Source organism: Cohnella nanjingensis (genome assembly GCF_014212125.1).
Lineage (GTDB): Bacteria > Bacillota > Bacilli > Paenibacillales > Paenibacillaceae > Cohnella > Cohnella nanjingensis.
On the sequence record NZ_JACJVP010000012.1, the window covers coordinates 71,415 to 84,908 of the forward strand.

Here is a 13,494-nt window from a genome sequence, read left to right on the forward strand (position 1 = left end):
GGGAGAGTTCGCCTTGCTGAGAAAAGTCGTGAAATGGCTCACCGTCTCCCCCCCGCGGATCCTCACCCTCGGGTTCGCGCTGATCATCATGGTCGGCGCGCAGATTCTCTCCCTGCCCATCGCCTCGGCGACGGGTGAGCGCACGCCGTTCATCGACGCGCTGTTCACGGCGACCTCCGCCACTTGCGTAACGGGACTCGTGACCGTGGACACGGGCACGCACTATTCGACCTTCGGGCAGATCGTGATCTTGCTGCTCATCCAGATCGGGGGTCTCGGCTTCATGACGATGGCGACGCTGTTCGCCTTCTTCCTGAAGCGACGCATCTCGCTGAAGGAACGGCTGATCCTGCAGGAGGCGCTCAACCAATCGGACATGGAAGGGATCATCCGTCTCGTCCGCAAGGTCGTCCTGTACGCCCTGACGATCGAAGGGGTGGGGGCGCTGCTGTTCACGATCCGTTTCCTGTTCGATATGCGTCCCGGACGGGCGGTATACGCAGGCATCTTTCACGCGATCTCCTTCTTCAACAATGCCGGCTTCGACATCATGGGCGAGTTCCGCAGCTTGACGGACTACGTCGACGATCCGCTGGTCAACATCGTCACGATGCTCTTGATCGTCACGGGCGGCCTGGGCTTCGTCGTCCTCTCGGACTTGACGGACCTCGGCAAACGCAAGCGGCTGTCTCTTCATACCAAAGTCGTGCTCAGCATGTCCGGCTTCCTCATCCTGTTCGGCGCGGTCGTCATCTTCCTATTCGAATATTCGAACCCGGGCACGATGAAGCAGCTACCCCTTGGCACGAAGATTCTATCCGCCTTCCTGCAGTCGGTCAGCCCCCGGACGGCGGGGGTCAACACGCTCGACCTGGCGAGTCTCCGGCAAGCCACGCAGTTCTTCATCGTCATCCTCATGTTCATCGGGGCGTCGCCAGGCTCGACCGGCGGCGGGATCAAGACGACGACGTTCGCCGCCCTGCTCGGGGCCGTATGGGCGATGATCCGGGGCAGGGAGGACGTCGTGATGTTCAGGTATCGGCTCGCGCAGGAACGGGTGAACAAAGCGCTCACGCTGACGCTGCTCGCGCTCGCGCTGGTCATCACGGCAACGATGATTCTATCCACGACGGAAGACCATCATTTCCTCATGATCCTGTTCGAGGTCACCTCGGCGTTCGGCACGGTCGGCCTGACGATGGGGTTGACGACGCAATTGACGCTCACAGGCAAGATTATCATCATCCTGATGATGTACATCGGCCGGCTGGGTCCGCTGACGCTGGGTTACGCGCTGTCGCCGAAGCAAGAGCGGGCGCTGTACCGACAGGCGGAAGGCAAGATTATCATCGGATAGAGAGAGGGCTCCCAACATGAAGTTCAATCAATTCGTCATCATCGGCTTAGGCCGATTCGGCTCCAGCATCGGCCGCGAGCTGATGCAGCTCGGATACGAAGTGCTCGGCGTGGACCGGGACGAGGAGAAAGTCGAGGAGATGAGCGGCGTGCTGACGCACGCGGTCGTCGCGGACGCCACGGAGGAGAACGTGCTGCGTTCGGTCGGCGCGCGGAACTTCGACTGCGGCGTCGTCGCGATCGGCGACGACATCCAGGCGAGCATCCTGGCGACGATCCTGCTGAAGGAGCTCGGCGTGAAGAAGGTGGTGGCGAAGGCGGTATCCGAACTGCACGGCCGCGTGCTGGAGCGGATCGGCGTCGATCGCATCATCTACCCAGAGCGCGATATGGGCATCCGCGTGGCGCATCAGCTCGTCTCGCCGAACCTGCTCGACTATATCGAATTGTCCAAGCAGTATACGATCGCCGAGCTGAACGTGCCGGATTGCCTCTCGGGCAAGTCGCTCTCCGAGGTGAATCCGCGCGGGCGCTTCGGCTGCAGCATCGTGGCGATCAACAAACCCAAGGGCATCATCATCGCGCCGACCGCCTCCGACGTGCTCGCGGAGCGGGACGTGATGGTCGTCATCGGGACGAATCAGCAGATCGAATCGTTCCAGCATTCGATCGGACAATAAGGGGCGGAACGCTTGGACATTCAGACGATGGACACGGTGCATCATCTCCTCATCCTGCTCCTGCTCGTCTTCGGCGCCGGCATGATCTCCGGCCGGCTGGCCGGCTGGCTGCGCTTGCCCGACGTCGTGCTGTTCATCGCCGCCGGCATGTTGCTCGGCACGGGCATGCACTGGATCTCGGAACCCAGCAGTTCGCTGACGAACCAGCTCATCCTGGCGGTCGGTTCGGCGTTGATCCTCTTCGACGGCGGCCGGAACATCCGCTTGCGCGGTCTGCGCCAGGTAGCGCTGACCGTCACGCTGCTCAGCATCGTCGGCGTCGTCGCGACGGTGGCGATCTGCGGCGCCGCGGCCCACTATGCCTTCGGCCTCGACTGGACGACCTCGTTGCTGATCGGCGCGGTCATCTCGTCCACCGATCCGGCGACGATCATCCCCGTCTTCCGGCAGGTCAAGGTCAAGGAACGGCTGCGGGAGACGGTGGAGAGCGAGTCGGCCTTCAACGACGCGACCGGCTCGATCGTGACGTTCGCGCTGCTGGCCGTGATCGTGGAAGGCAAGCCTCTGGATGCGGGGGGCATCGCGCTGGATTTCGTTAAGACGGCATTCGGGGGACTGGCGGTCGGGCTCGCATTCGCGCTGCTGGCTTCCTTCCTCGTCGCGCACGTCAAATGGGGCGCCCTGAAGGAGTATGCGGCTATCGCCATGATCGCGCTCGCGGTCGGCGCGTATCTGCTCGGCGATCTGCTGCACGTAAGCGGGCTGATGGCGACGTTCACCGCAGGGATCGTCTGGGGCAATTCGCATACGTTCCGCCTGCCGATGGAGGACAAGCGGGAAGAGCTCGGCCACGTGGCGGAGAACGCGACGGTGATGCTCCGGATGTTCATCTTCGTGCTGTTGGGCAGCCAGGTGAACTTCGCCTTGCTCGCCAAGTACTTCTGGCCGGCGGTCGCCGTGGTGCTCGCGCTGGTCTTCGTCGCGCGGCCGCTCGCGGTGCTGGCCTCCGCCTTGCCCGACGTCAAGACCCGGTGGACGTGGCGGGAGCTGCTGTTCATGTTCTGGGTGCGCGAGACGGGCGTCATTCCGGCGGCGCTGGCCGGCATGATCGCCGGACGGGGCATTCCAGGCGGCGACAAGCTCACGGCGGTCGTGTTCATGGCGATCGCCTTCACGATCCTGATCCAAGCCAGTACGACGGCCTGGTGGGCCAAAAAGCTGGGCTTGGCCGTTTCCCGCGAAGAAGTTTCGAACAATCTCTCCTAATTCCGAATGAGATCGCCCTCAACCGCTCACGCTAGGGAAAGCGCCGGTTATATAGGGGAGTGGATGAACATCAAGAAACCTTCGATGCTTAGACGGTGTATCGCCTGCGGGTGGTGCGCCGTTCTTCTGTTCTCTGCGTCGTCGCCAGCAGTGCAGGCGGATGCGGCGCAGCAGAGGAGCAGATTGACAGCGCCGGCAACGGCGCTGCAGGCCGTTGCGGCGCAGACGGCGCATGAGACGGCGTTGGCAGGCGCGATGCGGACGGAGGAAGAGAAGCCGCGGGCAGATATCGTGCGAACGATGAGAGAGGCGCCGCCAAGCGCGCCGCAGACGGCAGATGAGACGCTGGCGGCTGGCGATCCGCCGGCGGAACGGGCGATGGCCGGCGAGCGCCGGCAGGCGCGCAAGCGGCCTTCGGGCGGGAACTGGACGGAGCTGCAGCGGCGGTACCGGGGCGTGTTCGTCCTCTGGGCTTCCCGCAAGTCGATGCGGGTCGCGCTGACCTTCGACGACGTGCCGGATCCCAGATATACGCCGCTCGTGCTGGACGTGCTGAAGCGGAAGAAGGCGCCCGCCACGTTCTTCGTGGTCGGGAGCCGGGCCAAGAAGCACCCGGCGCTCGTGCGGCGGATCGTGGCGGAGGGCCATGCGGTCGGGAATCACTCGTACGACCATCCGGACCTATCCAGACTGCCGCTGTCGGCCGTGAAGCGGCAGATCGAGAAGACGGGCAGCGAGATTCGCAGGACGGTCGGCTTCACGCCGCGCTTCATCCGGCCGCCGTACGGCGAGATCGGCGCCGCGCAGCTCGAATGGGCCAAGGAGAACGGATATACGGTCGTCAATTGGGACGTCGATTCCTCGGATTGGCGGCAGCTGCCCCCCAGCCGCGTATTCGGCAACGTCACCCGGAGCGTCCGGCCGGGCTCGATCATCCTGCTTCACGCGGGGGGCGGGCAAGGCCAGAACTTATACGGGACCGTCAAGGCGCTGCCGCAGCTGATCGATTGGCTCCGCATGAAGCATTACGAGCTCGTGACGGTGCCGGAGCTGCTGGGCTTGCCGGAGCGGCGAGAGCCCGGAATGCCGGATTGAAGCCGTCCCGGACAAGTCAAAACCCGCCTCGGGCCGGGCTCTCGCGAGCCGCGGCCGGGCGGGTTTGCTTGCAGCTGGAGCTGCGGGCTGTTTTAGTTCGTTATACAGTGTGTATAAGTTATACGCCTAACCATTTCTGTATGACCGCCGATAAACGTATTGCCTCTTCCGAAAAGACAATGCCGTTTTTACTTGAGGACATACAGTTTAACGTATTGGTAGCCGAACTTCGACACTTCTGCGCGCGTTCCCGGCACGAAGATATCGATGCGGTTGCCTTTGATCGCGCTGCCCGCGTCCGTCGCCTTGGCGACCATGCCGCCGGAGGGGAGGCCGTCGAAGTCGTAGCCCGTAATGTAGACCTTCGTGCCTAACGGTATGACCTTAGGATCGACCGCGATGGTGCCGAGCTTCAGCGGGTTGCCGAAGTAATCGACGGGTCCCCAACCATTTTCTTCGGCGGAGGCGGAATAAGCCGAGGCCTTCATGGTTACTACTTTCGAATAGGAGAGGGAGTCTCCCGCAACCGTGGAGACCGAGGCCGCGGAGACCGAAGCCGCCGTCAGTTTGGCGTTCACGGCGTTCGCGCCGGTCGTCGGCGCCGGAATCGTGAGCTGCAGGCCGCCGTAGATGTTCAGCGGATCGATGCCCGCGTTGAAGCTCATCAGCTTCTCCAGCGGTACGTTGAACTGCTTCGAGAGCTTCCAGAACGTGTCGCCTTCCTTGGCGGTGTAGCTGGTGGCTGCAAACGCTGTCACGGCCGGAAGCAGCACTGCCGCTCCGAGGGCCAGCGCTGCGGCGCGCAGACCGGTCTTCTTGATGTTAGCCATTCGTGATGAGATCCTCCTCTGTGGCCGGCGAGGTTAGCTGTCGGGTTCGGGCTGGGAGTTCAACCCTATGTGCATGCAGCGCTATGTTAGCTTGCGCTGCCTGATGCACGATTCACCCCAAGCGCGGACGCGGGCTGCGGATGCTTCGCAGCGGCCCTGCGCGGTTCGTTCCTGTCCCCCGCACCTTTCGGTTTTGGCCGGATTGGCATAGTCGCCCAGAATTCGGCGAATTTTGCTCGTTAAGAGGATAACATGTACGCCGAAGCCGTTGGAACCGGAAAGATTACCCACCGGGCTAAGATTGCCGCGCCCCGCGCGCGAAGAAAGCGATCGTCTCCTCGATGAGATAACGGGTGGAGGGAGCCAGCCAGCCCAGATCCCCGTAGATGAGCGAGGTCGTGCGCTTGATCAGATCCAGCTCCTTGATCCGGACGACATACAGCTCGTTGTCTTCCAACAATTGGGGACGCAGATACGACTTCGGCAGGAGCGTTCCCGCGCGGCTCGCGCCGAGCAGGCGCACGATCGCCTCGAAGGAGTCGATCTCCATGCGGACGTCCGGCTTGATGCCGTATTGGCGGAACAACTCGTCCGTCAGCGTGCGGTACCAAGTGCCGGGAGCGAAGAGGATCATCGGGAGGGCGTTGAGATCGCTCATCGAGAGCTGCGTTCTTTCCAATATAAAATGCGTGCGCGGAAGGACGAGCATCAGCGTATCGTCGAAAAGGGGCACGCTGGTAACGGAAGGATCGTCCTCGACGGAGGAAGCGACGATGCCGAAGTCGACCTTCCGCTCCTTGACGAGCGTCGCGATCTCGTGGGATTTGCCCGTCACGGCTTTGATCTCCAGGTTCGGGTGTTTCTCCGTCATCGCGGTGATCAGCTCGGGCAGCGTCGTCTGCAGCGTCGTCAGACTCGCTCCTATGGTCGCGACGGGCGCTTCCTCGGACTTGAAGGCGTTCAGGCGCTGCAGGTATTCGCCGTGGAATTGGCGGAGCTCCAGCGCGAACTCGTACGTCAGCTGTCCGGCGGCCGTCAGCTCCAGCCGCTTGCCGATGCGGCGGAACAGACCTACGCCAAGCTCCCGCTCCAGCCTGGCGATGCGCCGCGAGAGCGCGGGCTGGGTCACGTTCAACCGTTCGGCCGCGCGGTTCAAGCTCGTATGCTCCACGACGGTCGCGAACATTCTCATATCTTCAAGCATCGGCATCTTCTCCTCGCTTATGTCGTTTGGTTATAAGTTTTAATAATAAATAAGCAGTTCCATTATAAGCGAAAATGGAGTAACCTAAAAAGCGTGTAGAAATGGTGACAATTGCACGGATCGAAAGGAGAACGCACATCGACATGAAAGGTAACTCGTATTTCGCCCGCAAGCTACACTCGCTTCTGGGGGTCATCCCGCTCGGGCTGTTCTTCGTCGAGCACGCCTTGACGAACTACTCCGCGTTCGAGCACGGCAAGGAGGGGTTCGTAAGGAGCGTCAAGAACTTGCATGATCTGCCGCTCATCTTCTTCCTCGAACTCTTCATTATCTGGCTGCCGATCTTGTTCCACGGCATCTACGGACTGTATCTCGCCTTTACATCCAACTACAATGCGGGGCAGTACAAGTATGGCCGGAACTGGGCGTTCGTCCTGCAGCGGATCACCGGCGTCATCACGTTCCTCTTCGTGTTCTGGCACGTCTGGCAGACGCGGGTTCAAGTGGCGCTCGGCAACACGACGAACGAAGAGATCGGTCAGCACATGCACGGCATCGTTACCCAGCCGGGCTACTTTATCATGTACTTTATCGCGGTGATCGCGGCTGTCTTCCACTTCTCCAACGGCCTGTGGGCGTTCCTGGTCAGCTGGGGAATCACGGTCGGCCCGCGTGCGCAACGCGTGTCCTCGAACATCTGCATGGGCATTTTCGTCATCGTCTCCGTGCTGTTCCTGCTGTCGTTGTTCGCGTTCCGCGGCGAAGAGTTCGCGTCTTCGGCCCCTGCGGCGATCGCAATTGGAATGATAGGTTGATCGGGAGGAGAATCAGCAATGGCTAATCAAAAAATCATCGTCGTCGGCGGCGGCCTTGCCGGCCTGATGGCGACCATCAAGGCGGCGGAAGCCGGCATGCGGGTCGATCTGTTCTCGCTCGTGCCGGTCAAGCGGTCCCACTCCGTCTGCGCGCAAGGCGGCATCAACGGAGCGGTCAACACGAAGGGCGAAGGCGACTCCCCTTGGGAGCACTTTGACGATACGGTCTACGGGGGCGACTTCCTGGCGAACCAGCCGCCCGTCAAGGCTATGTGCGAAGCGGCGCCGGGCATCATCCACTTGATGGACCGGATGGGCGTCATGTTCAGCCGGACGCCCGAAGGCCTGCTCGACTTCCGCCGCTTCGGCGGCACGCAGTACCACCGGACGGCGTTCGCGGGCGCCACGACCGGCCAGCAGCTGCTGTACGCGCTGGACGAGCAAGTGCGCCGCTGGGAAGCGGTCGGCCTCGTGCAGAAGTTCGAGCACTGGGAGTTCACCTCGGTCGTGCTCGACGACGACGGCGTCTGCCGCGGCATCGCGGCGCAGGACCTGCGCTCGATGGAGTCGGTCACCTTCCGCGGCGACGCGGTGATCCTGGCGACCGGCGGCCCGGGCATCATCTTCGGCAAGACGACGAACTCCGTCATCAACACCGGCACCGCGGCGAGCGCGGTCTACCAGCAGGGCGTTCATTACGCCAACGGCGAGTTCATCCAGATCCACCCGACCGCGATTCCCGGCGACGACAAGAACCGCCTCATGAGCGAATCCGCGCGCGGCGAAGGCGGCCGGATCTGGACGTACAAGGACGGCAAGCCGTGGTACTTCCTCGAAGAGAAGTATCCGGCCTACGGCAACCTGGTGCCCCGCGACATCGCGACCCGCGAGATCTTCGCCGTCTGCGTCGACCAGAAGCTCGGCATCGACGGGGAGAACAAGGTCTACCTCGACCTCTCCCATAAAGATCCGAAGGAGCTGGATGTCAAGCTCGGCGGCATCATCGAGATCTACGAGAAGTTCACGGGCGACGATCCGCGCAAGATCCCGATGAAGATCTTCCCGGCCGTGCATTATTCGATGGGCGGCCTCTGGGTCGACTACAACCAGATGACGAACATCCCGGGGCTGTTCGCCTGCGGCGAATGCGACTACCAATATCACGGCGCGAACCGTCTGGGCGCGAACTCGCTGCTGTCCGCGATCTTCGGCGGCATGGTGACGGGGCCGAAGGCGATGGAGTACGTCAAGGGACTCAAGAAGTCGGCAGACGACATCCCCGAGTCCGTCTTCGAGCGCGAGCGCACGAAGCAGAGCGGCAAGTACGAGTCCATCCTGAAGATGGACGGCTCCGAGAACGCCTACGTGCTGCACAAAGAACTGGGCGAGTGGATGACGAACAACATGACCGTCGTTCGCTTCAACGACCGTCTCGAGCAGACGGTCGGCAAGATCAAGGAGCTTAAGCAGCGCTACACCAAGATCAACATCAACGACACAGCGCGCTGGAACAACGCGGGCGTCGCGTTCACCCGCCAGCTGTGGAACATGCTCGAGCTGGCCGAGGCGATGACGGTCGGCGCGCTCCTGCGCAACGAGAGCCGCGGCGCGCACTACAAGCCGGACTTCCCGGACCGCAACGACGAGGAGTTCCTGAAGACGACCAAGGCGACTTGGACGGCGGAAGGCCCGCAGATCTCTTACGAGGACGTGGATACCTCCCTCATCAAGCCGCGGGTTCGCGACTACTCGTCGAACAAGAAGAAGGAGGGCTAAACGATGGCTGATACGGCAACCGCCAAACGCACCGTCAAGTTTATCATCACGCGCCGGGAGCAGCCGGACGCCGCCCCCTATACGGAAGAGTTCGAGGTTCCCTACCGTCCGAACATGAACGTCATCAGCGCGCTGATGGAGATCCAGCGGAATCCGGTCAAGTCGGACGGCACGAAGACCGCGCCGGTCTGCTGGGAATCCAACTGCCTCGAGGAAGTGTGCGGCGCCTGCTCCATGGTGATCAACGGCAAGCCGCGCCAAGCGTGCTCCGCGCTGATCGACCAGTTGGAGCAGCCGGTCCGCCTCGAACCGATGTCCACGTTCCCCGTCGTCCGGGACCTGGTCATCAACCGCGAGCGGATGTTCAACGCGCTGAAGAAGGTCAAGGCGTGGATCCCGATCGACGGCACGTACGATCTCGGTCCGGGTCCCCGGATGGCCGAATCGAAGCGCCAATGGGCTTACGAACTGTCCAAGTGCATGACGTGCGGCGTCTGCCTCGAAGCGTGCCCGAACGTCAACGACCGTTCGAGCTTCATCGGCCCGGCGCCGATCTCGCAGGTTCGTCTCTTCAACGCCCATCCGACGGGCGAGATGAACGCGCACGAGCGTCTCGAGGCGCTCATGGAGGACGAGAGCGGCATCGAGGGCTGCGGCAACTCGCAGAACTGCGTGCGCTCCTGCCCGAAGGGCATCCCGCTCACCACGTCCATCGCGGCCATCAACCGCGATACGACGAAGCATATGTTCAAGCAATGGCTCGGCATGTAACAACCGAATCAATCGGGCTCGTCCCGGCAGCGATGGTTCCCTCCTTCGCTGCCGGGGTGTTTTTTTGTTAAAGAGCGGCAATGCAGGCGGCGAAAGTCATAAAATACCGTTTTTTGGCGCATAATCAAGAAGTACGCGCGCTTATTGTTCGATTCATCTCAATTTGAGATCATATTGATAGGAAATGATTATTTTTATCGCAAGATCAATTGATTTATAATCAACAAGGATAAGCATTCAGACGTTTGAAACACCCAACATTTATAGAAGACCGAGGGATCACACAATGGCTAATGATGCGCACGACCATCAGAACCCGTGGGAGAAGTACTACGGCCCGAACCTGGGGTATATCCAAGAGCAGTACGATGTGTACCTGCGCGACCCCGATGCGGTCGAGCAGGAATACCGGGATCAGTTCAAGCTGTGGGGCGAACCGCCGCGCACGGCACCTCAGCAAGCCGCCCCGTCGACGCCGGGAGCGGCTGTCGCCATGGATGCCCGCCAGATCCGCAATGCGGTCGTGGCCGGCAAACTGGTCTGGAACATCCGCGCTTACGGCCATCTGGCCGCGGATATCGACCCGCTGGACATCGGACCGAGAGCCAGCGCCAAGGTGCTTGAGCCGGCTACGTTCGGCTTGACGCCGGCCGATCTGGCCGCGATGCCGGCCGATCTGGTCTGGGAAGGCGGGCCCGCCGGACTCTCGAACGGTTGGGATGCGATTCAGAAGCTTAAAGAAGCATATACCGGTACGATCGCGTACGAATTCAGCCACGTGCACGACGAGCAGGAGCGCAAATGGCTGACCGAATACGCCGAGAAAGTCATTCCCGCGCAGTCGCTGGACGCCCAGGAGCGCCGCAAGCTGCTGACCCGTCTGCTGGAAGCCGAGCAGTTCGAGGACTTCCTGCAGCGGACGTTCGTCGGCGCCAAGCGCTTCTCGGTCGAAGGCAACGACGTGCTCGTCGCGCTGGTCGATCAGATCGTCCACGAACTGACGAACGACGGCGTCAGCCACATCACGATGGGCATGGCTCACCGCGGCCGCCTGAACGTGCTGGCGCACGTGCTTAACAAGCCTTATACGAAGATCTTCTCGGAGTTCCATCACTCCACGAACAAGAACTTGATTCCTTCGGAAGGCTCGATCGGCATCAACTACGGCTGGTCCGGCGACGTCAAGTACCATCTGGGCGCCAACCGCTCGATCAAGACGGGCGAGACGGTGGAGACGCGAATCGTGCTCGCGAACAACCCGAGTCACTTGGAATACGTCAATCCGGTCGTGCAAGGCTTCGCGCGCGCCGCGCAGGAAGACCGCAGCCGTCCGGGCTATCCGGAGCAGGACGTGAACGCCGCGGCGTCCATCGTCATGCACGGCGATGCGGCTTTCCCGGGCGAAGGCATCGTGACGGAGACGCTGAACCTGAGCCAACTGAACGGCTACCAGATCGGCGGCACCATCCATATCATCGTGAACAACAAGATCGGCTTCACGACCGAGAGCTTCGACTCCCGTTCGACGCACTATTCGAGCGACCCGGCCAAGGGCTACGAGATCCCGATCGTTCACGTCAACGCGGACGATCCCGAAGCGGTCATCGCGGTGGCTCGCATGGCGAGCGAATACCGCCGTCTGTTCAAGAAGGACTTCCTGATCGACCTGATCGGCTACCGCCGCTACGGCCACAACGAGACGGACGATCCCGAATCGACCCAGCCGCTGATCTACAAGAAGGTCAAGGCGCGTCCGACCGTCAGCCAGCTGTATCTCCAAAAGATGTCCGCGGAGGGCAAGCTGACCGACGCGCTCTATGAAGAAGTGAAGAACGAAGTCGTCGGACGTCTGAAGGCGGCGTACGACGAGCTGAAGCAGCAGGACAGCCAAGAGGCCGTGCATCAAGTGCCGCCGGCGTCCGGCGACGAAGAGGCCGAGCCGGCTGCGACGGCGGTGCCGCTCGCGCAGCTGCGGGAGATCAACGGCGAGCTGCTGAGTTGGCCGGAGGGCTTCACGGTCTATCCGAAGCTGCAGAAGATTCTAGAGCGCCGCGCCGATGCGCTGGGCGGCGAAGGCAAGGTCGACTGGGGCCACGCGGAGACGCTGGCATTCGCTTCGATCCTGGCGGACGGCCGTCCGATCCGGATCACCGGCCAGGACGCGGAGCGCGCGACCTTCGCGCACCGGAACATCGTGCTGCACGACCCGAACACGGGCGCCACGTTCTCGCCGCTGCACAAGCTGCCGCAAGCCAAGGCTTCGTTCGCGGTGCATAACAGCCCGCTGTCCGAATCGGCCGTGCTCGGCTTCGAATACGGCTACAACGTATACGCACCGGAGACCATGTGCATCTGGGAAGCGCAATACGGCGACTTCGCGAACGTCGCGCAGGTGCTGCTCGACCAATTCGTCTCCTCCGGCCGTTCCAAGTGGTCCGAGAAGTCGAGCCTCGTCATCCTGCTGCCGCACGGCTACGAAGGCGCGGGTCCGGAGCACTCCAGCGCGCGTCTCGAGCGATTCCTGCAGCTGTCCGCCGAAGAGAACTGGACGGTCGCGAACCTGTCGAGCGCGGCGCAGTACTTCCACCTGCTCCGCCGCCAAGCGTCCATCACGGGTACGGATGCGGCCAAACCGCTCGTCGTGATGGCGCCGAAGAGCCTCATCCGCAACCCGCGCGCCGCTTCGCCGGCGGCAGCCTTCTCCGAAGGCGCGTTCCAGCCGATCCTGGAGCAGCCGGGCCTCGGGGGCAACCCGGAGCGCGTCGAGCGCCTGGTGCTCGCTACGGGCAAGGTCGCGATCGATCTGGAAGACGGCCTGGAGAAGGACGGCTCCGAATCCCGCGATTGGCTGCACATCGTCCGCGTCGAACAGCTGTATCCGTTCCCTGCGAACGAGATTGCGGCCGTCCTCGCGAAGTACCCGAACTTGAAGGAGATCGTCTGGGTACAGGAAGAACCGCGCAACATGGGCTCCTGGAGCTACATGGAGCCGCGCATCCGCGACATCGCGCCGGCAGGCGTATCCGTCCGCTACATCGGGCGTCCGGAACGTTCGAGCCCGGCCAGCGGCTTCCAGCAGGTGCATGCTTTGGAACAACAGTACATCATATCGCAATCGTTGAAGCCGAGTCCGACGTTGGCTCATAACTTGGGGAGGTAGCAGCTGTGCAAGATATCTTAGTACCGGCAATGGGCGAATCGATTACGGAAGGCTCCATCTCCCGTTGGGCAGTTCAAGTAGGAGACCAAGTCAAGCAAGGCGATCTGCTGCTCGAACTCGAGACGGATAAAGTCAACCTCGAGATCAGCGCCGAGCAAGACGGCGTCATCGCCGAGATTCTGTTCAAGGAAGGCGACACGGTACAGATCGGCCAGGTCATCGGCCGCATCGGTAAAGGCAGCGGCGCGGCTCCCGCGCCGGCCGCACAGCCGGCGAGCGCGCCTGCGGCGGCTCCGGCCGCGACGCCTGCAGCAGCGCCAGCCGCCGCTGCGCCGGCACCGGCGAGCGCCCCTGCGGCAGCCGCAGGCAGCCAGCCGCCGGCTACGCCGGCCGCGCGCAAGCTGGCCCGCGAGCAAGGCATCGATCTGAGCCAGACGCCGGCTCGCGATCCGCTCGGCCGCATCCACGCGGACGACGTGCGCAACGCGGGCAGCCGTCCTGCGGCTCCGGCCCCTGCCGCTCCTGCGGCAGCGCCGGCGGC

Annotated in this window: 11 protein-coding genes and 1 riboswitch; of the genes, 9 read left to right on the plus strand and 2 right to left on the minus strand. The window is 62.5% G+C overall.

Annotated features, from left to right (window positions below; all coding sequences use genetic code 11):
* Window positions 1–16 precede the first annotated feature (16 nt).
* The 4 genes from H7C19_RS09690 (at window position 17) to H7C19_RS09705 (ending at window position 4,397) form a co-directional block, all read left to right on the plus strand.
* The gene (locus H7C19_RS09690) at window positions 17–1,357 is read left to right on the plus strand and encodes a TrkH family potassium uptake protein (RefSeq protein WP_246469420.1); all 1,341 of its coding nucleotides are present in this window, start codon (window positions 17–19) and stop codon (window positions 1,355–1,357) included.
* Between the two features lie 16 nt (window positions 1,358–1,373).
* Window positions 1,374–2,036, plus strand: a complete 663-nt coding sequence (locus H7C19_RS09695) for a potassium channel family protein (protein WP_185142445.1) — start codon at window positions 1,374–1,376, stop codon at window positions 2,034–2,036.
* Between the two features lie 12 nt (window positions 2,037–2,048).
* The gene (locus tag H7C19_RS09700; protein WP_246469412.1) at window positions 2,049–3,302 is read left to right on the plus strand and encodes a cation:proton antiporter; all 1,254 of its coding nucleotides are present in this window, start codon (window positions 2,049–2,051) and stop codon (window positions 3,300–3,302) included.
* Between the two features lie 63 nt (window positions 3,303–3,365).
* On the plus strand, window positions 3,366–4,397 hold the full coding sequence (locus H7C19_RS09705; protein WP_246469413.1) for a polysaccharide deacetylase family protein: 1,032 nt from the start codon (window positions 3,366–3,368) through the stop codon (window positions 4,395–4,397).
* Between the two features lie 188 nt (window positions 4,398–4,585).
* Here the strand turns inward: H7C19_RS09705 and H7C19_RS09710 are convergent, their stop codons facing one another.
* Window positions 4,586–5,227, minus strand: a complete 642-nt coding sequence (locus H7C19_RS09710; protein WP_185142446.1) for a 3D domain-containing protein — start codon at window positions 5,225–5,227, stop codon at window positions 4,586–4,588.
* An 8-nt stretch (window positions 5,228–5,235) separates the two neighbouring features.
* Window positions 5,236–5,436: riboswitch (cyclic di-AMP (ydaO/yuaA leader) on the minus strand.
* 86 nt (window positions 5,437–5,522) lie between these two features.
* On the minus strand, window positions 5,523–6,419 hold the full coding sequence (locus H7C19_RS09715) for a LysR family transcriptional regulator (protein ID WP_376775343.1): 897 nt from the start codon (window positions 6,417–6,419) through the stop codon (window positions 5,523–5,525).
* Between the two features lie 155 nt (window positions 6,420–6,574).
* Between H7C19_RS09715 and H7C19_RS09720 the strand changes: the two genes are divergently transcribed.
* From H7C19_RS09720 to H7C19_RS09740, 5 genes are all read left to right on the plus strand, one after another.
* A complete protein-coding gene (locus H7C19_RS09720; RefSeq protein WP_185142448.1) occupies window positions 6,575–7,246 on the plus strand; it encodes a succinate dehydrogenase cytochrome b558 subunit in 672 nt (223 codons plus the stop codon).
* Window positions 7,247–7,264: 18 nt separating this feature from the next.
* Window positions 7,265–9,022, plus strand: a complete 1,758-nt coding sequence (sdhA, locus tag H7C19_RS09725; protein WP_185142449.1) for a succinate dehydrogenase flavoprotein subunit — start codon at window positions 7,265–7,267, stop codon at window positions 9,020–9,022.
* A gap of 3 nt (window positions 9,023–9,025) precedes the next feature.
* Window positions 9,026–9,793: a succinate dehydrogenase iron-sulfur subunit gene (gene sdhB, locus H7C19_RS09730; RefSeq protein ID WP_185142450.1), complete on the plus strand. Its 768-nt coding sequence runs from the start codon at window positions 9,026–9,028 to the stop codon at window positions 9,791–9,793.
* Between the two features lie 286 nt (window positions 9,794–10,079).
* On the plus strand, window positions 10,080–12,953 hold the full coding sequence (locus H7C19_RS09735) for a 2-oxoglutarate dehydrogenase E1 component (protein ID WP_185142451.1): 2,874 nt from the start codon (window positions 10,080–10,082) through the stop codon (window positions 12,951–12,953).
* Window positions 12,954–12,958: 5 nt separating this feature from the next.
* Window positions 12,959–13,494, plus strand: a 536-nt coding sequence (locus tag H7C19_RS09740) for a biotin/lipoyl-containing protein (RefSeq protein WP_185142452.1), incomplete at its 3' end; no start/stop codon positions are given.